The organism is Pseudomonas sp. GW821-FHT02B10 (assembly GCF_059421865.1).
Map to the genome: position 1 here is coordinate 1 of NZ_JBWKVU010000005.1, position 22,371 is coordinate 22,371.

21 protein-coding genes and 1 tRNA gene are annotated in these 22,371 nt (G+C 62.7%); 8 read left to right on the forward strand and 14 right to left on the reverse strand.

The annotated features are described in order from the left end of the window. Nucleotides 1-91 precede the first annotated feature (91 nt). A tRNA-Val gene (locus AC07VU_RS12675) sits at nucleotides 92-167 on the reverse strand. A 160-nt stretch (nucleotides 168-327) separates the two neighbouring features. Here AC07VU_RS12675 and rdgC point away from each other — a divergent pair. From rdgC to sugE, 3 genes are all read left to right on the forward strand, one after another. Further along, nucleotides 328-1,248 carry a recombination-associated protein RdgC gene (gene rdgC, locus AC07VU_RS12680; RefSeq protein WP_009045083.1) on the forward strand — a complete coding sequence of 307 codons (921 nt, stop codon included), beginning with the start codon at nucleotides 328-330 and terminating at the stop codon, nucleotides 1,246-1,248. A 126-nt stretch (nucleotides 1,249-1,374) separates the two neighbouring features. Further along, a complete protein-coding gene (locus AC07VU_RS12685) occupies nucleotides 1,375-2,340 on the forward strand; it encodes a bile acid:sodium symporter family protein (protein ID WP_274304329.1) in 966 nt (321 codons plus the stop codon). A gap of 118 nt (nucleotides 2,341-2,458) precedes the next feature. After that, entirely contained in the window at nucleotides 2,459-2,776 is a 318-nt protein-coding gene (sugE, locus tag AC07VU_RS12690) for a quaternary ammonium compound efflux SMR transporter SugE (protein WP_007927818.1), read from the forward strand. Between the two features lie 114 nt (nucleotides 2,777-2,890). On the opposite strand, the gene AC07VU_RS12695 is transcribed toward sugE, so the two are convergent. From AC07VU_RS12695 to AC07VU_RS12705, 3 genes are all read right to left on the reverse strand, one after another. Further along, nucleotides 2,891-4,765: an MFS transporter gene (locus AC07VU_RS12695; protein WP_495029981.1), complete on the reverse strand. Its 1,875-nt coding sequence runs from the start codon at nucleotides 4,763-4,765 to the stop codon at nucleotides 2,891-2,893. A gap of 84 nt (nucleotides 4,766-4,849) precedes the next feature. Beyond that, nucleotides 4,850-5,998 carry a TDT family transporter gene (locus AC07VU_RS12700; RefSeq protein ID WP_495029982.1) on the reverse strand — a complete coding sequence of 383 codons (1,149 nt, stop codon included), beginning with the start codon at nucleotides 5,996-5,998 and terminating at the stop codon, nucleotides 4,850-4,852. Between the two features lie 151 nt (nucleotides 5,999-6,149). Next, nucleotides 6,150-7,355, reverse strand: coding sequence for an MFS transporter (locus tag AC07VU_RS12705; RefSeq protein ID WP_495029983.1), 1,206 nt, complete (start codon nucleotides 7,353-7,355; stop codon nucleotides 6,150-6,152). 91 nt (nucleotides 7,356-7,446) lie between these two features. Here AC07VU_RS12705 and AC07VU_RS12710 point away from each other — a divergent pair, with 91 nt between their 5' ends. Further along, nucleotides 7,447-7,992 (forward strand): TetR/AcrR family transcriptional regulator, encoded by a 546-nt coding sequence (locus AC07VU_RS12710; protein WP_277589407.1) that lies wholly within the window; start codon nucleotides 7,447-7,449, stop codon nucleotides 7,990-7,992. Between the two features lie 196 nt (nucleotides 7,993-8,188). After that, nucleotides 8,189-11,659 (forward strand): hybrid sensor histidine kinase/response regulator, encoded by a 3,471-nt coding sequence (locus AC07VU_RS12715; RefSeq protein ID WP_495029984.1) that lies wholly within the window; start codon nucleotides 8,189-8,191, stop codon nucleotides 11,657-11,659. Between the two features lie 15 nt (nucleotides 11,660-11,674). Here the strand turns inward: AC07VU_RS12715 and AC07VU_RS12720 are convergent, their stop codons facing one another. Then, a complete protein-coding gene (locus AC07VU_RS12720) occupies nucleotides 11,675-13,042 on the reverse strand; it encodes a DNA recombination protein RmuC (protein WP_162136176.1) in 1,368 nt (455 codons plus the stop codon). Nucleotides 13,043-13,217: 175 nt separating this feature from the next. Further along, nucleotides 13,218-13,541: an SEL1-like repeat protein gene (locus AC07VU_RS12725; protein ID WP_037035088.1), complete on the reverse strand. Its 324-nt coding sequence runs from the start codon at nucleotides 13,539-13,541 to the stop codon at nucleotides 13,218-13,220. 937 nt (nucleotides 13,542-14,478) lie between these two features. Between AC07VU_RS12725 and AC07VU_RS12730 the strand changes: the two genes are divergently transcribed. The 3 genes from AC07VU_RS12730 (at nucleotide 14,479) to AC07VU_RS12740 (ending at nucleotide 16,888) form a co-directional block, all read left to right on the forward strand. After that, nucleotides 14,479-14,703: a hypothetical protein gene (locus tag AC07VU_RS12730; RefSeq protein ID WP_007927809.1), complete on the forward strand. Its 225-nt coding sequence runs from the start codon at nucleotides 14,479-14,481 to the stop codon at nucleotides 14,701-14,703. A 273-nt stretch (nucleotides 14,704-14,976) separates the two neighbouring features. Next, nucleotides 14,977-15,459 carry a hypothetical protein gene (locus tag AC07VU_RS12735; RefSeq protein WP_007927808.1) on the forward strand — a complete coding sequence of 161 codons (483 nt, stop codon included), beginning with the start codon at nucleotides 14,977-14,979 and terminating at the stop codon, nucleotides 15,457-15,459. 145 nt (nucleotides 15,460-15,604) lie between these two features. After that, the gene (locus AC07VU_RS12740) at nucleotides 15,605-16,888 is read left to right on the forward strand and encodes an OmpP1/FadL family transporter (protein WP_102679063.1); all 1,284 of its coding nucleotides are present in this window, start codon (nucleotides 15,605-15,607) and stop codon (nucleotides 16,886-16,888) included. Between the two features lie 73 nt (nucleotides 16,889-16,961). On the opposite strand, the gene AC07VU_RS12745 is transcribed toward AC07VU_RS12740, so the two are convergent. The 8 genes from AC07VU_RS12745 to cobU form a co-directional block, all read right to left on the reverse strand. Then, nucleotides 16,962-17,513 carry a glutathione peroxidase gene (locus tag AC07VU_RS12745; RefSeq protein WP_495029985.1) on the reverse strand — a complete coding sequence of 184 codons (552 nt, stop codon included), beginning with the start codon at nucleotides 17,511-17,513 and terminating at the stop codon, nucleotides 16,962-16,964. Nucleotides 17,514-17,543: 30 nt separating this feature from the next. Continuing rightward, the gene (locus AC07VU_RS12750) at nucleotides 17,544-17,705 is read right to left on the reverse strand and encodes a hypothetical protein (protein WP_495030082.1); all 162 of its coding nucleotides are present in this window, start codon (nucleotides 17,703-17,705) and stop codon (nucleotides 17,544-17,546) included. Beyond that, nucleotides 17,702-18,904: an MFS transporter gene (locus tag AC07VU_RS12755; protein WP_150052560.1), complete on the reverse strand. Its 1,203-nt coding sequence runs from the start codon at nucleotides 18,902-18,904 to the stop codon at nucleotides 17,702-17,704. The genes AC07VU_RS12750 and AC07VU_RS12755 overlap by 4 nt, the downstream gene beginning before the upstream one ends. A 51-nt stretch (nucleotides 18,905-18,955) precedes the next feature. Continuing rightward, entirely contained in the window at nucleotides 18,956-19,360 is a 405-nt protein-coding gene (locus AC07VU_RS12760) for a MarR family winged helix-turn-helix transcriptional regulator (protein WP_007927803.1), read from the reverse strand. A gap of 83 nt (nucleotides 19,361-19,443) precedes the next feature. Next, nucleotides 19,444-20,175 carry an adenosylcobinamide-GDP ribazoletransferase gene (locus AC07VU_RS12765; RefSeq protein ID WP_274304335.1) on the reverse strand — a complete coding sequence of 244 codons (732 nt, stop codon included), beginning with the start codon at nucleotides 20,173-20,175 and terminating at the stop codon, nucleotides 19,444-19,446. Nucleotides 20,176-20,177: 2 nt separating this feature from the next. Further along, nucleotides 20,178-20,753 carry an alpha-ribazole phosphatase family protein gene (cobC, locus tag AC07VU_RS12770; RefSeq protein ID WP_053262249.1) on the reverse strand — a complete coding sequence of 192 codons (576 nt, stop codon included), beginning with the start codon at nucleotides 20,751-20,753 and terminating at the stop codon, nucleotides 20,178-20,180. Beyond that, nucleotides 20,750-21,805, reverse strand: coding sequence for a nicotinate-nucleotide--dimethylbenzimidazole phosphoribosyltransferase (gene cobT / locus AC07VU_RS12775; RefSeq protein WP_495029986.1), 1,056 nt, complete (start codon nucleotides 21,803-21,805; stop codon nucleotides 20,750-20,752). Before cobT ends, cobC begins: the two co-directional genes overlap by 4 nt. Continuing rightward, nucleotides 21,802-22,323, reverse strand: coding sequence for a bifunctional adenosylcobinamide kinase/adenosylcobinamide-phosphate guanylyltransferase (gene cobU / locus AC07VU_RS12780; protein WP_277589409.1), 522 nt, complete (start codon nucleotides 22,321-22,323; stop codon nucleotides 21,802-21,804). The genes cobT and cobU overlap by 4 nt, the downstream gene beginning before the upstream one ends. Nucleotides 22,324-22,371: the final 48 nt, after the last annotated feature.

Here is a 22,371-nt window from a genome sequence, read left to right on the forward strand (position 1 = left end):
CAGCGGACGGGACTCGAACCCGCGACCCCCGGCGTGACAGGCCGGTATTCTAACCGACTGAACTACCGCTGCGCGTAACACTGAAAGCGAATGGTGGGTGATGACGGGATCGAACCGCCGACCCTCTGCTTGTAAGGCAGATGCTCTCCCGGCTGAGCTAATCACCCTTCACGTTCGGTGTGGCGCGCATTCTACGGAGCGCCCCCTACTCTGGCAAGCACTTTTTAAAATAATTTTTTCAGGCCTTCCAAAGGCTTAGCGGAGGGTTGGCCTATGGAGCTGCGCGGAGAATAATGCCCCCCTTTGTATAAAGGAGAGACTCACCCCATGTGGTTCAAGAACCTGCTTATCTATCGCCTGACCCAAGATCTGCCCTTTGATGCTGAGGCGCTGGAAACCGCACTGGCCACCAAACTGGCGCGTCCATGTGCAAGCCAGGAGTTGACCACTTACGGTTTCGTCGCGCCATTCGGCAAAGGCGAAGATGCGCCGCTGGTCCACGTCAGCCAGGACTTCCTGCTGGTCGCCGCGCGCAAGGAAGAACGTATTCTGCCTGGCAGCGTGGTGCGCGACGCGGTCAAGGAAAAGGTAGAAGAGATCGAAGCCGAGCAAATGCGCAAGGTCTATAAAAAGGAACGCGATCAGATCAAGGATGAAATCATCCAGGCATTCCTGCCGCGCGCCTTTATCCGCCGCTCCTCGACTTTCGCCGCCATAGCGCCGAAACAGGGCCTGATCCTGGTCAACTCGGCCAGCCCGAAACGCGCCGAAGACCTGCTTTCCACCCTGCGCGAAGTGCTCGGCACCCTGCCGGTGCGTCCGCTGACCGTGAAGACCGCGCCGACCGCGATCATGACCGACTGGGTGAAAACCCAACAAGCCGCCGACGACTTCTTCGTGCTCGACGAGTGCGAGCTGCGCGACACCCATGAAGACGGCGGTATCGTCCGTTGCAAGCGCCAGGACCTGACCAGCGAAGAAATCCAGCTGCACCTGAGTACCGGCAAGGTGGTCACCCAATTGTCCCTGGCCTGGCAGGACAAACTGTCCTTCATGCTCGACGACAAGATGACGGTCAAGCGCCTGAAGTTCGAGGACCTGCTGCAGGATCAGGCGGAGCAGGACGGCGGCGACGAAGCCCTCGGCCAGCTGGATGCCAGCTTTACCCTGATGATGCTGACCTTCGGCGATTTCCTCCCGGCGCTGTTCGAAGCCCTGGGTGGCGAAGAGATTCCACAAGGCATCTGACCTTGTAGCAGCCTGCTTGCTGGCGACGGGCCGCATCCCGGCCTTATCGCCAACCCGCTCGCTCCTGCAGGAGCCTCACAGACGCCACCGCTTTCGGTGGCGTTTTCATATAAGAAGGAACAGGCCATGCGTGCACTGGCAGCATTAAGTCGTTTTGTCGGCAATACCTTTGCCTACTGGGTTCTGATTTTCGCGGTGGTGGCGTTCTTGCAGCCAGACTGGTTCATCGGCCTCAAGGGCGCCATCGTGCCGCTGCTGGGCCTGGTGATGTTCGGCATGGGCCTGACCCTGAAGCTCGAAGACTTCGCCGAAGTCGCCCGCCATCCATGGCGCGTGGCCCTGGGCGTAGTCGCGCACTTCGTGATCATGCCGGGCGTGGCCTGGTTGCTGTGCCAGGTCTTCCACCTGCCGCCGGAAATCGCCGTCGGCGTGATCCTGGTCGGCTGCTGCCCGAGCGGTACGTCGTCCAACGTCATGACCTGGCTGGCCCGCGGCGATCTGGCGCTGTCGGTGGCTATCGCCGCCGTCACCACCCTGCTGGCGCCGCTGCTGACCCCGGCCTTGATCTGGCTGCTGGCCTCGGCCTGGCTGCCGGTCTCGTTCATGGAGTTGTTCTGGTCGATCCTGCAAGTGGTGCTGCTGCCGATCGTGCTCGGGGTGATTGCCCAGCGTGTGCTTGGCGACCGGGTACGGCATGCGGTGGAAGTGTTGCCGCTGGTATCGGTGATCAGCATCGTGATCATCGTCACCGCGGTGGTGGCCGCCAGCCAGGCGAAAATCGCCGAGTCCGGCCTGCTGATCATGGCCGTGGTGATGCTGCATAACAGCTTCGGTTACCTGCTGGGTTACTTCACCGGCCGCCTGTTCAAGCTGCCGTTGGCGCAACGCAAATCCCTGGCCCTGGAAGTCGGCATGCAGAACTCCGGCCTCGGCGCCGCCCTGGCCAGCGCGCACTTCTCGCCGCTGGCGGCGGTGCCGAGCGCATTGTTCAGCGTCTGGCACAACATTTCCGGGGCGCTGCTTTCCACTTGGTTCCGCCGCATGAGCGAAAAGGACGACCGCGCACTGGCTGCCCAGCAGGCGAGCGACTGAGGAGAAACCTTGATCCCCGGATTAATGATGGGCACTATACTGCGCAACGCGGGGACGACCCCGCGGCTCGATCGAGTCATTAATCTGGGGACGACCCCGTCAATCGATGGAGGTCATCATGTCCTGGATCATTCTGTTTTTCGCCGGCCTGTTCGAAGTGGGCTGGGCCGTCGGCCTCAAGTACACCGACGGTTTCAGTCGCCCTCTCCCCACCGCCCTGACCATCGCCGCCATGGCGGTCAGCCTCGGCCTGCTGGGGCTGGCCATGAAGGAACTGCCGCTGGGCACTGCCTATGCCATCTGGACCGGAGTCGGCGCGGTCGGCACGGTGATCGCCGGGATCATTCTGTTCGGTGAGTCCATGGCGCTGTTCCGCCTGGCCAGCGTGGCACTGATCATTACCGGGCTGATCGGCTTGAAGGTCAGCGCGGCCTGATGAGCCCCCTGTAGCCGCTGCCGCAGGCTGCGATAAGGCCAAAGGCCTTCAGCGATCTTAAAATCCTGCGCCCACGTTGTGGGCGAGCGCAGCCTGCGGCAGCGGCTACAGATATCAGCGCACGCTACCGCGCAGCTCACCGACCAGGGTTTGCAAACGGGCCGGTTCGGCACTGTCGGCGGTCACGGCCGAACCCGCCACCAGGGTCACTCGCGACCACAGGCGGCGGAACAGTCCCTTGCTTGGATCGCGGCTGAAAAAGCTGCCCCACAGCCCCCGCAACGCCAGCGGAATCACCGGCACCGGCGTCTCTTCGAGAATCCGCGTCAGCCCGCCCTTGAACTCATTGATCTCGCCATCGGCGGTCAGCTTGCCTTCCGGGAAGATGCACACCAGCTCGCCATCCTTGAGGTAGCGGGCAATCTGGGTGAACGCCCTTTCGTAGATCTGGATGTCCTCGTTGCGCCCGGCAATCGGAATGGTCCCAGCGGTACGGAAGATGAAGTTGAGCACCGGCAGGTTGTAGATCTTGTAATACATCACGAAACGAATCGGCCGCCGCACCGCGCCGCCGATCAGCAAGGCATCGACGAAGGACACGTGATTGCATACCAGCAACGCCGTGCCTTCGTCCGGGATCGCCTCCAGGTTGCGGTGCTCGACCCGATACATGGAATGGCTGAGCAGCCAGATCATGAAACGCATGCTGAACTCGGGGACGATCTTGAAGATGTAGGCGTTGACCGCGATGTTCAGCAGCGACACCACCAGGAACAGCTGCGGGATCGACAGTTTGGCCAGGCTCAGCAAGACGATCGAGACAATCGCCGACACCACCATGAACAGCGCGTTGAGAATGTTGTTCGCGGCAATCACCCGCGCCCGCTCGTTCTCCGGGGTCCGCGACTGAATCAGTGCATACAGCGGCACGATGTAGAAACCACCGAAGATGCCCAGGCCGAGAATATCGATCAGCACCCACCAGGCGTGGCCATGACCGAGTACCTCGAGCCAGCTGTAACCCACCTCGCTTGGCGCAATCCCGCCGGAATGCCACCACAGCAGCAGGCCGAACACCGTCAGGCCGAACGAGCCAAAAGGCACCAGGCCGATCTCGACCTTACGCCCCGAGAGTTTCTCGCACAGCATGGAACCGGCGGCGATGCCCACCGAGAACACCGTGAGGATCAGCGTGACCACTGTCTCGTCGCCGTGCATCCACTCCTTGGCGTAGGCCGGAATCTGCGTCAGGTAGATCGCCCCGACAAACCAGAACCACGAGTTGCCGACGATCGAGCGCGACACGGCCGGCGTCTGCCCCAGGCCCAAGCGCAGGGTGGCCCAGGACTGGCTGAAGATGTTCCAGTTCAGACGCATGTCCGGGGTGGCCGCCGCGGCCCGGGGGATGCCCCGGCTGGCGAGGTAACCGAGCACAGCGACGGCAATGATCGCCGTCGAGACAATCGGTGCGTAATGGGCGGAGGACATCATGATCCCGGCGCCTATGGTGCCAGCGAGAATCGCCAGGAAAGTGCCCATTTCCACCAGGCCGTTGCCCCCCACCAGCTCTTCCTCTCGTAGCGCCTGGGGCAGGATCGAATATTTCACCGGGCCGAACAGCGCCGAGTGGGTGCCCATGGCGAACAGCGCCAGCAGCATCAGCGACAGGTGATCGAAGACAAAACCCACCGCCCCCACGGCCATGATCACGATCTCGCCGAGCTTGATCAGGCGGATCAACGCGTCCTTGGCGAACTTCTCGCCGAATTGCCCGGCCAGCGCCGAGAACAGGAAGAACGGCAGGATAAACAGCAAGGCACAGAGGTTGACCCAGATCGAGCGGTCACCCTCGATGGCCAGCTTGTAGAGAATGGCGAGGATCAGCGACTGCTTGAAGATGTTGTCGTTGAACGCGCCGAGGGACTGGGTAACGAAGAACGGCAGGAAACGCCGCGTACGAAGCAAGGTGAACTGTGAGGGGTGACTCATCTTCCATGTCCCTGAGTGGCTTGGATGCTGTTATTGGATTATCGATCTTCGATCCAGGCCACAACCTTACCTAAAGTTCGCGGATTATTTCGCTAATCCTGCGATGCAAGGCGAAACGAACAGCTCGCCACGATAAGCGCCCTGCAGCGTGCGCTTGCCCACCAACAGCCACATCAGTGCCAGCGCCAGGACCAACAGGCTGCCGAACACCGCGAAAAACGTCAGGTTCAGGGTAGCGGCCAGTTTCAGGGTGGTCAGGGCATAGACCCCCAGCGGGAAGGTGAACCCCCACCAGCCGAGGTTGAACGGAATGCCGTCGCGCAGGTAACGCAGGGTGATCAGCAGCGCCGTCAGCATCCACCACAGGCCGAAACCCCACAGGGTGATACCGGCCACCAGGCCCAGGCCCTCGGCGATTTCGCCCATTGCGGCCATGCCGTTGGCGGCGAAGATCGCTGGAGCGTCCGCGCCCAGCAGCAACATGCCCAGGGCCCCTGTGCCGATCGGCCCCAGGGCCAGCCAGCTCGAGGCAGCCATGCTTTCGTGAGGCAGCTTATGCAAGGCCATGCGCAGCAGGAGAATGGTCAGGATGCTGAAAGCCACCGGCAGCGAGAAGGCCCAGAGCACATAGCTGGTCACCAGCATCACCAGTTGCGAATGCGCGTCCACCAGATGCGGCGCCAGCAGCCCGCCACTGGCGGCGGCGACTTCGGCCGCGACCACCGGCAATAGCCAGACCGCGGTCATCTGGTCGATACGGTGCTCCTGGCGGGTGAACATCATGTAGGGAATCAACACCCCGCAAGCCAGCGACAGCGCCACATCCAGCCACCACAGCAGCTCGGCCAGTTGCACCACGCCGTCACCCCAGCGCGGTACGCCGAACAGCAGGAAACCGTTGATGATGGTGGCCAGGCCCATGGGGATGGTGCCGAAGAACATCGAGACCGTGGAGTGCCCGAAAATCCGCCGGGCTTCGTCGAAGAACATTACCCAGCGTGCCGCATAAGCGACGCTGAACACTACGAACAGCCCGATGGTGAACAGCCACAGCCCCTCGGCCAACAGGTGCAGGCCCGGGATCCGCAGCGGCAACTGGGCCAGCGCCAGAGCCAGCACGCCGGTGCCCATGGTGGCGGCGAACCAGTTGGGGGTGAAATGGCGGATGGCTTCGCGAGGATGTTGCAGCTGGCTCAAGGGCCGTCCGGTTCTGAGGGTGTTGGGGCATGTCATGGTGTGATCTCCTGTCCTCCGATGAGGTGGAGCCCATGGTAGAACCAGATCGAATATCTATATAACGGGTAATTTCTCTATCTGTTATCTGTTTTGCAAATATAAGAGCTAGACACTGCCTGCGTTTCAACCACCGGCATCCGCGTCGCGCTCAACTTTCCTGGGCGACACAGGCCTTGGCGGTTCGCTGACGCAGCAACCCCAGCAAAGCGCCAAGGGACAACAGGATCAACACCGCGCCATAACCATCGGTGGTCGCGATCAGGCCGAAACTGTGCGTCAGGTTTCCCGCCAACAGGGACGGCAGGCAGAACGCCAGATAACTCAGGACATAAAACGCCGACATCAACCCTGCCCGCTCATGGGGCAAGGCCAGCGGCATCACACTGCGCAGAGCGCCGAGGAACCCGGAGCCAAAACCTCCGCCCGTGACCAGGGTGCCGAGGAAGAACAGCGGCAGGCTGGCGGTGTGCACGGCGATGAGGATCAGGCTGATGCCGACGGCCAACAGGCTCGCGCCCAACCGCAAAACCTTGTCGGCCGGACGATGGCGCAGGGAAACAATCATCAGGGCACCGCTCAGCGTCAGCACCGCCACCAGGCCGCCGCCGATCAGGTTCGAGGTCGAGCCCGTCGCAGCGCGCACCAGCGATGGCGCCAATGACAGAAAGAACCCACCCACGGCCCACACCGCCACATCCACCGGTAACGCCAACCACAGCGCCCGTCGCGCCTGGGGCGGTACATGCAGCGAGGGCCGCAGGGAAGTCCAGACACCAGCCTGGGCAGTGACCGTCTCCGGCAAACGCCAGACGTACAGCGCCTGGGCGACAAACAGCACCAGCAGCAACCAGTAGGCCAGTTGCAGCGGCAACGGCGCATATTCCACCAGCAAGCCGCTGCCCATCGCCCCGCACGCCATGCCCAGCAAGGGCGCCACGCTGTTGACCAACGGCCCCTGCTGGCGGTCGGTATCCAACAGCGCCGCCCCCAGCACACTAGTGGCCATGCCGGTGGCGAAGCCCTGCATCACCCGGGCAGCAATCAGCCAGGCCACGCTGTCGGCCTGGATGAACAGCAGCATCGCCAGTATGTCCAGCAGCAGCGCCACGAAGATCACCGGCTTGCGTCCCAGATAATCCGAAAGCGAGCCGACGGTCAGCAGCGCCGCCAGCAGGCTCAAGGCGTAGACGCCGAAGATCAGGGTCAAGGTCGCCGACGAGAATTGCAGCACCTCCTGATACAGGTGATACATCGGCGTCGGCACACTGGAAGCGGCGAGAAAACTGAGTAAGGTGATCGCCAGAAACAACAGTCTGGAACGGTTTGACCGTGAAGAGTCGACACTACTGGACATGGGCACGCTCCATTAAAGCTAATTTTTTGCTTTTGCGGAGTGTGCTATCGCCTCGCTCTTAAAGCAAATTCTTTGTGTTAAGGTTCGATCCATGGCTATTAAAGAAGGTTTACGCCCGGGCGGGCGCAGTGCCCGGGTGCAGGAATCCATCCACTCGGCAGCCAGGGAACTCCTCGAAGAACAGGAGCGCTCGACCCTGACCGTGCCGCAAATCGCTACCCGCGCCGGCGTTACGCCCTCGACCATCTACCGGCGCTGGGGCGACCTGTCGGCACTGCTGGCGGATGTCGCCCTGGAACGCATGCGCCCGGACAGCGAACCGGCCGCCACCGGCAGCCTGCGCGGCGACCTGCGGGCCTGGGCCGAACAGTACCTCGACGAAATGAGCTCCGAACCCGGGCGCAACATGATGCGCGACGTGCAATGCAGCAGCACGCCCGGCTATTGCGTGAGCATTCTCAGCGGGCAATTGCAGATCATCCTCGACCGTCACCGGCACAGCGAAGCGGCCCTGCCCAGCATCGACCGGCTGTTGAACATGCTGGTAGCGCCAACGGTGTTCCGCATCCTGTTCGCCGCGCAACCGCTTGAAGTGCAGGAACTGCATGAACTGATCGACATCGCGCTGCGGCCTTGAGGCCGCTCTCGCGCCGACCGGTTCCGAGCCACCTTCCATAGCGCGCCTTCCGCGATAAAACCTGACAGGCAGCCCTCTTCCCCCTGCGACACCTGGCCGCGCCAATACCTTGGTCGACACTGACGAACCCCGAACATCGTGCGAGACTGTCTGACCGGGCTGAAGCGCCCGGCGCGCCTTTATGTTCGGAGTTTCCATGTCGCTGTCCAGCGGGCTGATCGCCATCGTCGCCCTGGCCTATATGGCCATCATGTTCGCCATCGCCTTTTACGGTGACCGTCGCAGCGCGCCCTTGCCGCCGCGAGTGCGTGCCTGGGTGTACAGCCTGTCGCTGGCGGTGTATTGCACCAGCTGGACCTTCTTCGGCGCCGTCGGCCAGGCTGCCGAGCAACTCTGGTCGTTCTTGCCGATCTACCTGGGGCCGATCCTGCTGCTGGTACTCGCGCCCTGGGTCCTGCAAAAGATGGTGATGATCAGCAAGCAGGAAAACATCACCTCCATCGCCGACTTCATCGCCGCGCGCTACGGCAAGTCCCAGACCCTGGCGGTGGTGGTGGCGCTGATCTGCCTGGTCGGCGTGCTTCCTTATATTGCCCTGCAGCTCAAGGGCATCGTGCTTGGCGTGGACCTGCTGATCGGCGCGGGTGCCGACACCATGGGCACCCGCGCCCAGGACACGGCGCTGATCGTGTCGCTGATCCTGGCGCTGTTCACCATCGTCTTCGGTACCCGCAACCTCGACGCCACCGAGCACCACCGCGGCATGGTGCTGGCGATTGCCTTCGAATCCCTGGTCAAGCTGCTGGCCTTTCTCGCGGTCGGCGCCTTTGTCACCTATGGCCTGTACGACGGTTTCGACGACCTGTTCAGCCAGGCCATGCTCGCCCCGCGCCTGGAGCAGTACTGGGAAGAAACCATCAACTGGCCGTCGATGGTGGTGCAGACCGGCGTCGCCATGATGGCGATCATCTGCCTGCCGCGGCAGTTCCACGTCACCGTGGTGGAGAACATCGAGCCCCAGGACCTGCGCCTGGCCAAGTGGGTGTTTCCCGCCTACCTGGCCCTGGCCGCGCTGTTCGTGGTGCCGATCGCCCTGGCCGGGCAGATGCTGCTGCCCAGCTCGGTGCTGCCGGATTCGTTCGTCATCAGCCTGCCCCTGGCCCAGGCCCATCCAGCCCTGGCCGTGCTGGCCTTCATCGGTGGCGCGTCGGCCGCCACCGGCATGGTGATCGTCGCCAGCGTGGCCCTGTCGACCATGGTCTCCAACGACATGCTGCTGCCCTGGCTGCTGCGCCGGCAGAGTGCCGAACGGCCTTTCGAAGTGTTCCGCCACTGGATGCTCTCGGTGCGCCGGGTCAGCATCGTGGTCATCCTGCTGCTGGCCTATGTCAGCTACCGCCTGCTGGGCTCCACCGCGAGCCTGGCGACCATCGGCCAGATCGCCTTCGCCGCGGTGACCCAACTGGCCCCAGCCATGCTCGGCGCGCTGTACTGGAAGCAGGCCAACCGCCGCGGCGTGTTCGCCGGATTGGCGGCCGGTACTTTCCTGTGGTTCTACACCCTGGTCCTGCCGATCGCCGCCCACAGCCTGGGCTGGTCGCTGAACAGCTTCCCGGGCCTGGCCTGGCTGCACGGCAATCCGCTGAACCTGCCGATCACACCCTTGACCCAAGGTGTGGTGCTGTCGCTGGCCGGCAACTTCACCCTGTTCGCCTGGGTCTCGGTGCTGTCGCGTACCCGGGTTTCGGAACACTGGCAGGCCGGGCGCTTCATCGGCCAGGAAATCAGCGGCCGCCCCAGCGCCCGATCGATGCTCTCGGTACAGATCGACGACCTGCTCAAGCTCGCCGCGCGATTTGTCGGGGAAGAACGGGCCCGCCAGAGCTTCATCCGCTTTGCCTACCGCCAGGGCAAAGGCTTCAACCCCAACCAGAACGCCGACGGCGAATGGATCGCCCACACCGAACGCCTGCTGGCCGGCGTGCTCGGCGCATCGTCCACCCGCGCGGTGGTCAAGGCCGCCATCGAAGGGCGGGAGATGCAGCTCGAAGACGTGGTGCGCATCGCCGACGAAGCCTCTGAAGTGCTGCAATTCAACCGGGCCTTGCTGCAAGGGGCGATCGAGAACATCAGCCAGGGCATCAGCGTGGTCGACCAGTCCCTCAGGCTGGTGGCCTGGAACCGTCGCTACCTGGAGCTGTTCAACTACCCGGACGGGCTGATCAGCGTCGGCCGGCCGATCGCCGACATCATCCGCCACAACGCCGAACGAGGCCTGTGCGGGCCGGGCGAGGCCGAAGTGCATGTCGCCCGCCGCCTGCACTGGATGCGCCAGGGCCGCGCCCACACCTCCGAACGGCTGTTCCCCAATGGCCGGGTGATCGAGTTGATCGGCAACCCGATGCCCGGCGGCGGCTTTGTCATGAGTTTCACCGACATCACCCCGTTCCGCGAAGCCGAACAGGCCCTCACCGAAGCCAACGAAGGCCTGGAGCAGCGGGTCGCCGAGCGAACCCACGAACTGTCGCAACTGAACGCCGCGCTGACCGAGGCCAAGGGCACCGCCGAGGCCGCCAACCAATCCAAGACCCGTTTCCTGGCAGCGGTCAGTCACGATCTGATGCAACCGCTGAATGCCGCCCGGCTGTTCTCCGCCGCCCTCTCCCACCAGGACGACGGTTTGTCCGCCGAAGCCCAGCAATTGGTCCAGCACCTGGACAGCTCCCTGCGCTCTGCCGAAGACCTGATCAGCGACCTGCTGGATATCTCCCGCCTGGAAAACGGCAAGATCAATCCGGAGCGCAAGCCGTTCGTGCTCAACGAACTGTTCGATACCCTGGGGGCCGAATTCAAGGTGCTGGCCCAGGAGCAAGGCCTGAAATTCCGCCTGCGCGGCAGCCGTCTCAGGGTCGACAGCGACATCAAGCTACTGCGCCGGGTTCTGCAGAATTTCCTGACCAATGCCTTCCGTTACGCCAAGGGGCCTGTGCTGCTGGGCGTGCGCCGCCGCGGCAACCAGCTGTGCCTGGAAGTCTGGGACCGTGGACCGGGGATTCCGCTGGATAAGCAGCAAGTGATCTTCGAAGAATTCAAACGCCTCGACAGCCACCAGACCCGCGCCGAAAAAGGCCTGGGCCTCGGGTTGGCGATCGCCGACGGGCTGTGTCGCGTGCTCGGTCACGGCCTGCAAGTGCGCTCCTGGCCGGGCAAGGGCAGCGTCTTCAGTGTCAGCGTGCCTTTGGCCAAGGCGGCCGTCAGCACACCGAGGCAAGTGGCCGAACTTAACGGCCATCTGCTGTCCGGCGCCCAGGTACTGTGTGTCGACAACGAAGACAGCATCCTGATCGGCATGAACAGCCTGCTCAGCCGCTGGGGCTGCCAGGTCTGGACCGCGCGTAACCGCGAAGAATGCGCGGCGCTGCTCAATGATGGCGTGCGCCCGCAACTGGCATTGGTGGACTATCACCTGGACGATGGCGAAACCGGCACCGAGGTCATGGCCTGGCTGCGTACCCAGTTGGGTGACCCGGTGCCAGGCGTGGTGATCAGCGCCGACGGGCGCCCCGAGATGGTCGCCGAGGTGCACGCCGCTGGGCTGGACTACCTGGCCAAGCCGGTGAAGCCCGCGGCGTTGCGGGCGCTGCTGAGCCGGCACCTGCCGCTCTGATAGCCCGCTCTCGAATCAATCCGGCAGTTCAAGCAACGCGCCGTCGGCATCGGTCATCGCCCGCTCCAGCAGGTCCGCCGGCAGGCTCTTGCTGGCACGCGCCCCGAGCAACCGCAGTTGCTCGCTGCGGCTGACCAGGTTGCCACGCCCCTCGGTCAGCTTGTTGCGCGCGGCGCTGTAGGCCTTGTCCAGTTGCTGCAGACGATTGCCGACTTCATCCAGATCCTGAATGAACAACACGAACTTGTCGTACAGCCAACCGGCGCGCTCGGCGATTTCCCGGGCGTTCTGGCTCTGCCGCTCCTGCTTCCACAGGCTGTCGATCACTCGCAGGGTAGCCAGCAAGGTGGTCGGGCTGACGATCACGATATTGCGGTCGAAGGCTTCCTGGAACAGGTTGGGCTCGGCTTGCAAGGCAGCGGAAAAAGCTGCCTCGATGGGCACGAAGAGCAACACGAAATCCAGACTGTGCAAGCCTTCCAGACGCTTGTAATCCTTACCGGCCAGGCCTTTGACGTGATTGCGCAAGGACAGTACGTGCTGCTTCAGCGCCGCCTGGCCGATCACTTCATCGTCCGCCGCGACAAACTGCTGGTAGGCGGTCAGGCTGACCTTGGAGTCCACCACCACCTGCTTGTCGCCGGGCAGCATGATCAGCACGTCGGGCTGGAAACGCTCGCCGTCGGGCCCTTTGAGGCTGACCTGGGTCTGGTACTCACGGCCCTTCTCCAGGCCGGCATGCTCCAGTACCCGCTCGAGAATCAGCTCGCCCCAGTTGCCCTGGGTTTTCTGGCCCTTGAGCGCACGGGTCAGGTTGGTCGCCTCGTCGCTCAAGCGCAGGTTCAGCTGTTGCAGGCGCTCGAGCTCCTTGCCGAGGGAAAAACGCTCGCGCGCTTCGGCCTGATAACTCTCTTCGACCCGCTTCTCGAAGGACTGGATGCGCTCCTTGAGCGGGTCGAGCAATTGTCCGAGACGCTGCTGGCTGTTCTCGGCAAAACGCTGCTCACGCTCGTCGAAGATCTTGCCCGCCAGCTCGGCGAACTGCGCCCGCAGCTCGTCCCGCGAGCCTTGCAGGTCGCTCAGGCGCTGCTGGTGGCTTTCCTGCTGCTCGCGCAACTCGGCATTCAATGACGCGGCCTGGGCGTCCAGGCGCCGCAGTTCAGCTTCCTTGTTGGTCCGTTCAAGGTTCCAGGCGTGGGCGGCATCACGGGCGTTGTCGCGCTCGATCTGCAACAACTCGACTTCTCGGCGCACCGCCGCCAGGTCGGCCTGCTTCACGGCATTGGCCTGGCCCAGGTCGCTGATCTCGTCGCGACAGGCATCCAGTTGGGCGTTCAAGCCATCCTGCGCCAGCAACGCCGTGGCCAGGCGTTCCTCCAGCAGGAACAGTTCGGTTTGGCGGGAGCTCAGACGGCGTTGCAGTTGCCAGGCGAGCGCCACCAAGGGCAATGCCGCGCCTGCCAGACCGAGCAGTACGCTGGTCAAGTCCATAGCCATAGCCACTCCAGACAGTGAAATAAAGCTTGAAGGTTAACCAAGGGACCGAGGCTTGGACAGCTCAGTCTTCGATCTGGCCAAGCTCCAGCTGGGCGCGGCGATCGCCAGCCCGTGCCGCCTGGCGCAGCAGGTCATGACCGATCCGCCGATCGCGGGCGTTGCCGCATTCGCGGCACATCAGTTGGCCGAGACGGCTCTGCGCCGCCACTACCCCTTCCCGGGCAGGCTGCTTGAGCAAATGCCCGGCAAAGTGCTTGACGTTCCGGTTATCACCCAGGCGCGGGCTGTCGAGCAGCCACATGGCCACACGTAACGAAAAACGCTTGGGCTCGGTAACACTGGAAGAGGCAGAGGTAACAGAAGGTGACACTGAGCGAAACTTCATAAAGCACTGTAGGGCAGATCGGAGGGCGCGCCACTCTACTCCTTTTTTCACACGCGTAAAGTCGAAAAAACTCGGCACGCCCGTACTAGAGCAAGCGCTTGGGACAATCCACAGAAGCTGTGGATAACTCAGTGGACAACCACCCTACAAGTCTCCGAAAGCCGCATGGGACGGGGCCCGCAGTCAAACTGACGATTTTTTCACCAGTAAAAAAAACCGATGTTTTTCATTGACTTAAATTTTCATCACAGGCATTGGAGGGCTCGACAGGTGAGGTGACAGGCCGGTGACAGTCCGCGCAACTATTGTGCACAAGTACCCTTGATCCGGTTATATCGGTGCACCTTTTTCGCCCATTCACGGGAGAACAGCAGCGAAGACCCAAGCTCCAGTAACAACTTTCTGCTCAACTACGGTGGAAAGGCCGGCCTCGTTCACGACCTCGCCCCTGTGACGCTCATAACCATTTTGCCTAACACACTTGCACCAGCTACATCAATCCGTTATCATCCACAGCGTTAGTACCAAGCTGAAAGTCAATTCTGGTCGAACAAGTCCCCCGGTTCAGCTTCCCTGAAGAGAAGTTTCTACCGACTACATGGGATCGACCACCTCGCTGGTTTCCAGGTAAAGCTTTCGCCGACACTGCCTTTGAACACATTGCAAAGGATGTCGCGAAGCCCTTTTTACTCTGACCGAACCAACCTGCAAATTGATCAGGATCTTCACCTGGGGCCCAGAACCTTAACCCCTGCCGTGATTGCCTGCCCTCCTAAGTACCTACCTGCCAGCCCTAGCGCGCACTTGATAAAGCGCTTCCAACTGGCTGCTTTGTTCCAGTCGGGTTCTTCGTTCGACCAATGGTGGTCGGCGTTACTGGAACGTTTTAACGTTGCACGGTTCTTAACCGTGTCATTTGTAGGAACACCCAATAACTATGTCTACTCAAATCCAGACTCAGGATGCCATTCGCACCCTTACCAATGCTTTTGCTCCAATGAACTGCCTGATCATGGCCGCTCGCAAAGGCTGCTTCAGCTTCACCCTGGTCAACGAACACGGTATCGCTCGTCACAGCGAACGCCTGTACCCCGATCAGTATTCCAGCGCCGAGCCGCTGCAAGCGGTGATCGAGCGCACCCGTCAGGCCCTGACCGCCTGAGACGCCAGAGCGCTGAAAACCCGAAGCCCCGCCTGAATAGCGGGGCTTTTTATTACCTGTTATTTCGATTTTCCCGCCTTCGGCTAAAGCACCATCCGGTATAACGGTTATAACAGGAAGCCGGAAATATTTTAAAAACAGGCCTTTACAGCAACGATATGACACTACACTTCAACTCAAGCGGCATGATCCGCTTCCGGCGAGCCTGACCGATCCATCGCTGCCAAGCTCCCCCATCAGGCCTCGCCGGCCACTTCACGCTTCGAGGGCTTTATGGGTATTGCCGCCAGCGAACTGTGCCGCTACGTGATCCGCCCGACCCTGATCTATCTGGGCAACCACAGTCGCACCGCAGAATCATTGCTGCTAGGCATCGCCGCCAGTCAATCCGCCCTCGGCTCCGCCCTGCACGACCGCAGAGGCCACGGCCTCTACCGCATCGCCGAACCCCGCCACCAGGCACTCTGGGACCACTATCTGGCCCTGGACCCGGAACGCGCCAGCCTGGTTCGCGGCCTGGCCAGCCAGCATGCATTCCTCAGCGGGCCGCATCTGGAATTGACCGTCAACCTGCGTTATGCCACCGCCATCGCCTGGCTGCTGGTAGAAGAGCAGAACACCCCGCTCCCCGAAGCCGATGACCTGGTCGGCATGGCTCGTATCTGGAAGCAGATCTTCCAGCCACAAGGACGTCTGCGGGACTTCGCCGATGCCTGGCAGACCTGTGTTGCGCCACTGAATCAGGTCGCCTGCTGACCGGACTTTTTGCAAGATCGCGCAAACAACCGCAATTTTGGTCGGATTGTCCTACAAAACCGCTCTATCTCAAGCCATACAGCCTATAGCGTTGAGGAGGAAATGTTGGTAATTTTCGCTCCGGTGATCACCAGGAGTTCTAATAATGAAAAAAGTAATACTCAAAACCAGTCTTAGCCTTGCCGTTGCGATGGCATCCACCCAACTTTTCGCAAGCGGCTTTGCCCTGAACGAACAAAGCATCAGCGGCATGGGTACTGGTTTCGCCGGTCGATCCTCTGCTGCCGACGATGCAAGCACAGTTTTTGGTAACCCTGCCGGTATGTCGCGCCTGAAACGCCAGCAAGTCACTGGCGGCCTCGCGGCCATCGACGCGTCCACCGATATCAACGACGCCAGCGGTAGCCAGAGAGGGACCAACAAAGGCGATATGGTGCCGTTCACCGCCGTCCCAATGGCCTACTACGTCAAGCCTATCGATGACCAGTGGGCCTTCGGCCTGGGTGTCTACGCCCCATTCGGCCTGATCACCGACTATGAAAGCGGCTTCCAGGGCCGTAACTTCGGCAGCAAAAGCGAAGTTAAAGTCGTCACCTTCCAGCCAACCGTCAGCTATGCCTTCAACGACAAGGTGTCGATCGGTTTCGGCCCGACCATCAACCGCATCTCCGGCACCCTGGAATCCGCGCTGACCACGCCACTGTCGCCTAACGATGGCAATGTCCAGATCAAGGGTGACGATATCGGCTACGGCTACAACATCGGTGTGCTGGTCCAGGCGACCGACACCACTCGCGTGGGCCTGACTTATCACTCGAAGGTCAAGTACAAGCTGGAAGGCCACACCGAAGTCAGCCCAGGCGCCGGTACTCCGGGCGCCCTGCTTCGCGGTGCTCGCTACGACGCCTCGCTGGACATCACCACCCCTGAGTCGGCCGACCTGTCGGTGACCCAGGACCTCAACGATGCCTGGAAACTCTACGCCGGTGCGACCTGGACCCGCTGGAGCCGCCTGAAAGACATCACCGTACAAAACGAAGGCGTAACCGCCAGCGCCGGTGGTCTTCTGGCCCCGGGTGCCCTCAGCTCCATCAAGGAAGAACAGAACTGGCACGACACCTGGGCCTATGCCATCGGTACTTCCTACCAGTTGAACAAGCAGTGGGTATTGCGCACCGGCCTGAGCTTCGACCAGTCGCCAGCCAACAACACCAACCGTTCGCCACGCATCCCTACCGGCGACCGGACCATCTTCAGCCTCGGCGCCGGCTGGAGCCCAACCGAAGACCTGACCATCGACGTGGCTTACTCCTACCTCAAGGAAGAGAAGGTCAAGGTCAACAACCACAATACGCTCGGCCAGTCTTACAGCGCCGAGTACGAGAACAGCGCAAACGGCTTCGGCGTGGGCGCAACCTACCGCTTCTAAAGCCTGACGGCCTGAACGAAAAAGCCCCCGCATCCAAGGATGCCGGGGCTTTTTTATTGACCGTGGATAACTCTCAAGGCTTGGACGCCAGCGCCTGTTCCACGGCCTCAATCAGTTCAGGACTGCCCGGCTTGGTCAGGCTGGAGAAATTGGCGATCACCTTGCCCTGGCGATCGACCACATACTTGTAGAAATTCCACTTCGGCGCACTGCTCTGCTCGGCCAAGACCTTGAACAGGTGCACCGCGTCCGGGCCTCGGACCTGCTGTGGCTCGGTCATGGTGAAGGTGACGCCGTAGTTCGCATAACAGACCTTGGCCGTCTCCGCGCCATCCTTGGACTCCTGTTTGAAGTCATTCGACGGCACGCCTACCAGCTCCAGCCCCTGACCCTTGTAACGCTGGTACAACGCCTCGAGCCCCTTGAACTGCGGGGCGAAGCCGCAAAAGCTCGCGGTATTGACCACCACCAGCGGCTTACCGGCAAAGCGTTGGCACAGGTCGATGGACTCCTTGGCGCGCAGCTTGGGCAGCGAACCCTGCAACAGCGACGGGCATTCGCCCGCCCAGGCCGAACCGGCAAACACCATGAGTACAGCTGGAACAGCAAGCCAGCGCGCCAACATATTCAACTCCTTGAAAGTACCGTCAAAGGGTCAAACTACTCGCCCGGCGGACGCCCTAGCAAGCGCTTCCTGGCAGACGCCCATGCCCAACTGCATCAGCGCCAGCCCACCCTGGTGCCAGCCCCACCAGGCCAACACCAGCAAGGCGATAACAACCATCAGGCCGACCCAGCGCAAGCCTGCCCGGCTCATGCCGCGCTCGCCTGCAGACGGGCAACCGGACGCTCGCGCACCGGCCAGTTCAGGGCCGCGGCCAGCAAACTGAGGAGAATCGCCACCTGCCAGATCAAGTCATAACTCCCGGTTCGATCGTAGACTACCCCGCCGAGCCAGCCGCCGAGGAACGAGCCCAACTGGTGAAACAGAAACACGATGCCGCCCAGCATGGACAGGTTGCGCACCCCGAACAAGGTCGCCACCGTGCCATTGGTCAGCGGCACCGTCGACAACCACAGGAAGCCCATGGCCATGCCGAACAGATACGCACTGACTTGCGTCACCGGCAGCCAGAGGAACAGGCCGATGACCACCGCACGCAACAGGTACAGGCCGGTCAACAAGCGCGGCTTGGACATGCGCCCGCCCAGCCAGCCGGCGGTGTAGGTGCCGAAGATATTGAACAGGCCGATCAACGCCAGCACGGTGGTGCCTACCGTGGCCGGCAAGTGCTGGTCCACCAGGTAGGCTGGCAAATGCACGCCGATGAACACCACCTGGAAACCGCAGACGAAAAAGCCGAACGCCAGCAGCCAGAACCCGGAGTGAGAGCAGGCCTCACGCAAGGCCTCGGAGAGGCTCTGCTCATGGCCCAGGCTGGGCAGCGGCTTGTCCTTGAGCATGCTCACCAGCGGCACGATCAATGCCACCAGCAACCCCAGCACCAACAGTGCCGACGACCAGCCGAGCCAGCCGATCAAGCCCAGTGTGCCCGGCAGCATGGCGAATTGACCGAACGAACCGGCTGCACTGGCGACCCCCATGCCCATGCTGCGTTTCTCCGCCGGCAGCGCGCGCCCCACCACGCCGAGAATCACTGAAAACGAGGTCCCCGAAAGCCCGATACCGATCAGCAAGCCGGCGCTCAACGACAGCGACAGCGGCGAATCGGCCAACCCCATGAACAACAGGCCCACGGCGTACAGCACACCGCCGACCAGCACTACCTTCGCCGCACCGAAGCGGTCGGCCAGGGCTCCAGTAAAGGGCTGGGCCAGGCCCCAAATGAGGTTCTGTAGGGCAATGGCAAAGGCAAACACCTCGCGCCCCCAGCCGAACTCCGCGCTCATGGGCGGCAGAAACAGCCCGAAGCCATGTCTTATCCCCAGGGACAAGGCCAGGATCAACGCACTCCCGAGAAGAACCCAACCGCTGGTACGCCACATCGAAGTCATTTTATTCTCCATTTACGGGTATATACCCGCTTATCATCGAACGAAAGGCCTTCACGCCAGTTCGTTCAGCAAGGCCAGCAAGGTTTCGCGTTTTTCTGCACCCAGACGGTCGATCAAGCGCTGTTGCGCCGCTTCCCAGGCCGGCAAGGCCGCCAGCAGTCGCTGCTGGCCCTCATCGGTCAGCTGGACGATGCGATTGCGTTGATCCTCACCCTCGGACAGTCGGACCAGGCCCTCGCCTTCCAGCACCCGCAGGTTACGGCCCAGGGTACTGCGGTCCAGACCCATGGCCTCGGCCAGGCTGGAAATGCTCGGCTGGTCCAGGCGCTGCAAATTACTCAGCAAGGAATACTGGGCAACGTTGATCCCGAAGCCGTCGAGAGCGCCGTCGTAGAACCTGCTGACGCCACGGGCGGCGCGCCGCAGGTTGGTGCACAGACATTGAGAAGGAAGCATGGTGCGTGTATATACCCGCGATTAAAGGAATGCAAGAAATTTGCATAGTTCAGGGCGCGAATAAAACCCGCGCTCCGCCTTTTCTAGAACAGCGCCAACCCTACCAGGACCGTCACCTCCAGCAGCTCCAGCAGGGCGCCCGCCGTATCCCCGGTGGTGCCGCCCAGGCGACGCAGCATCAGCTGACGCAAGCCAGCAAACACCAGGCCCGCCAGCAGCAACGCCAACACCGCGCTATAGCCGCCGAGCACTACGCACACCAACACAGCAAGCGCCAGTACCCACTTGCCGGCCAGACGCGGCAGATGATTCGCCAGCGCCTGCCCAAGGCCACCAGGGCGCACATAAGGCGTGCAAAGGAACAGCCCCAGCAAGGCGCCGCGACCGATCAGTGGCGCCAGCAGCAAGGCAACGCCGGCCTGCTGCTCGATCAGCGCCACCAGCGCGGCGAACTTGAGCAGCAACACCAGCCCCAGGGTGACCACGGCAATCGGCCCGCTGCGCGGGTCCTTCATGATCGTCAGCGTGCGCTCGCGATCGCCGAAGCCGCCCAGCCAGGCGTCCGCGCTGTCGGCCAACCCGTCCAGATGCAAGGCACCGCTGAGCAGCACCCAGACCGTCAGCAACAACGCCCCATGCAGCAACAGCGGCGCGCCCATCAACAACTGGTTCAGCCCCCAGAGCAGCAGCCCGAACAGCAGGCCGATCAACGGGTAGAACAGCAACGACCGGCCCATTTCCTCGGGCGACGGCATGCCCGGCAAACGCACCGGAAAACTGCTAAGAAATTGCAGGGCGATCCAGAATGGCAGCACGCTCAGACTCCTTCGCTCAATACCAGGCCAGCCTCGACAGTCAGGGCGAACAAGGCACCGTGAGCAACCTCGACATTCAGCAACTGCTCACGCGGCAAACCTCGGGCCCGGGCCAGCAACAAGCGCATCACTCCGCCATGACTGACCAGCAGCACCCGCTCGCCGGCATAACGCTGATGCAGACGTTCGACCGCCCCCAGCACCCGCGCGGAAAACGCCAGCACCGGCTCGCCCCGCGGCGGGGTAAAGGCATAGGGATCGGCCCAGAACCGCCCCAGCGCCTCAGCGTCGGTGGTCATCAGCGCCGCCGCGCTCTGCCCTTCCCAGGCACCGAAATGCAGCTCCTGCAGATCCGGGTCCAGGGTCACCGGCAGCGCCAGGCGCGCCCCCAGTTCCTCGGCAAAACGCGCGCAGCGTTGCAAGGGCGAACTTACCAGCCGATCCCAGGGCCCCCGGCCTGCGACAGCAGCACGCATCTGCTGCCAACCGGCGTCGGTCAGGGCATCGTCGAGGCTGCCGCGCAGGCCACCACCGAGCTCGGTTTCGCCGTGGCGCAGCAGGTCCAGGCGCAAGGTCATGCCGGACGATCCGCCACGGCCGCTTCGGCAAAAGTCGCCATCTGCCCGTGCAGGTCGCAGGCCAGGCGCAGCAACGGCACCGCCAGCGCCGCGCCACTGCCCTCACCCAGGCGCAGGCCGAGGTCCAGCAAAGGCTCGGCCTCGAGGGTTTGCAGGATATGCCGATGCCCCGGCTCGGCCCCACGGTGGCCGAACAGCAGCCACGGGCGGCACTCGGGGTTCAGCCGCACCGCCACCAGCGCCGCCACGCTGCAAATGAAACCATCGACCAGCACCGCGACGCCTTCCTGGGCACAGGCCAGGTAGGCCCCAACGAGCGCGGCGATCTCGAAACCGCCAAGGTTGAACAAAGTCTGCAAGGCATCGCCACGCTGGGCGGCATGCCGGCTCAAGGCGCGCTCGATCACCTGCGCCTTGTGGCTGACACCCGCCGCATCCAGGCCGGTGCCCGGCCCCGCAAGGTGCGCCACCGGAATATCCAGCAAGACGCAGGCCACGGCGCTGGCCGCGGTAGTGTTGCCAATGCCCATCTCGCCGCCGATAAACAGTTCGCTGCCCTGCTCGACGGCCCGCAGCACACTGTCACGTCCGGCCTGCAGGGCCTGCTCGCCCTGGGCCTGGGTCATGGCCGGCCCCTCGACGAAGTTCCGGGTGCCCGCCCCCAGGTTCAAATGCCGCACGCCGGGCAGGTTCAAGCCGGGCGTCACCGTGCCGAGATCGACCACTTCCAGGCGTGCCCGCAGCTGCCGCGCCAACACGCTGATGGCCGCGCCGCCGCTGACGAAGTTGTGCAGCATCTGCCCCGTGACTGCCTGCGGATAAGCCGAAACCCCCTCGGCCACCACCCCGTGGTCGCCGGCGAAAATCGCAATCCACAGCTGCTCCAGGCCAGGCTTGACCCGCCCCTGCAAGCCGGCCAGCTGTACCGCGACCCGCTCCAACTGCCCCAGCGAACCCGCGGGCTTGGTCAATTGCTGCTGACGCGACCGCGCCGCCTCCAGGGCTTGAGTGTCGAGCGCCTTGCACGGCCGCAGCCACCAGAAGTCATTCATAACGCAGTTCCTTTCAGAGTCAGGGGCAGGCCGGCCACCGTCAGCACTACCCGCTGACAACGCTCGGCCAGGGCTTGATGCAGCCAACCGGCTTCATCGACATAACGGCGAGTCAACTCGCCCAGCGGCACGACACCCATTCCAGTCTCGTTGCTGACAAAAATGATTTCGCCCGGCAGCGACGCCAGGCACTCCAGCAGCGCTTCGCGCTCACTGGCGAGCCGCTGGGCATCCTCCAGCAGCAACAGGTTGGTCAGCCACAAGGTCAGGCAATCCACCAGCAGGCAGCGCTCGGCGCTCGCGCTTTCGCGCAGCACCCGCGCCAATTCCAACGGCTCCTCGATCAATGCCCATTGGGCCGGGCGCCGTTCGCGGTGATGCGCGATGCGCTGACTCATTTCGCCGTCCAGCGCCTGGCTGGTGGCGATATAGGTCACGGCCAGGCCGCTCGCGCCGGCGAGCTTTTCCGCCAGGCGACTCTTACCGGAACGGGCACCGCCGAGGATCAGTTGCAACATGCTTGGAAACCCTTGAATTGAGGTACAGCCACAGCGGCGCGGCAATGC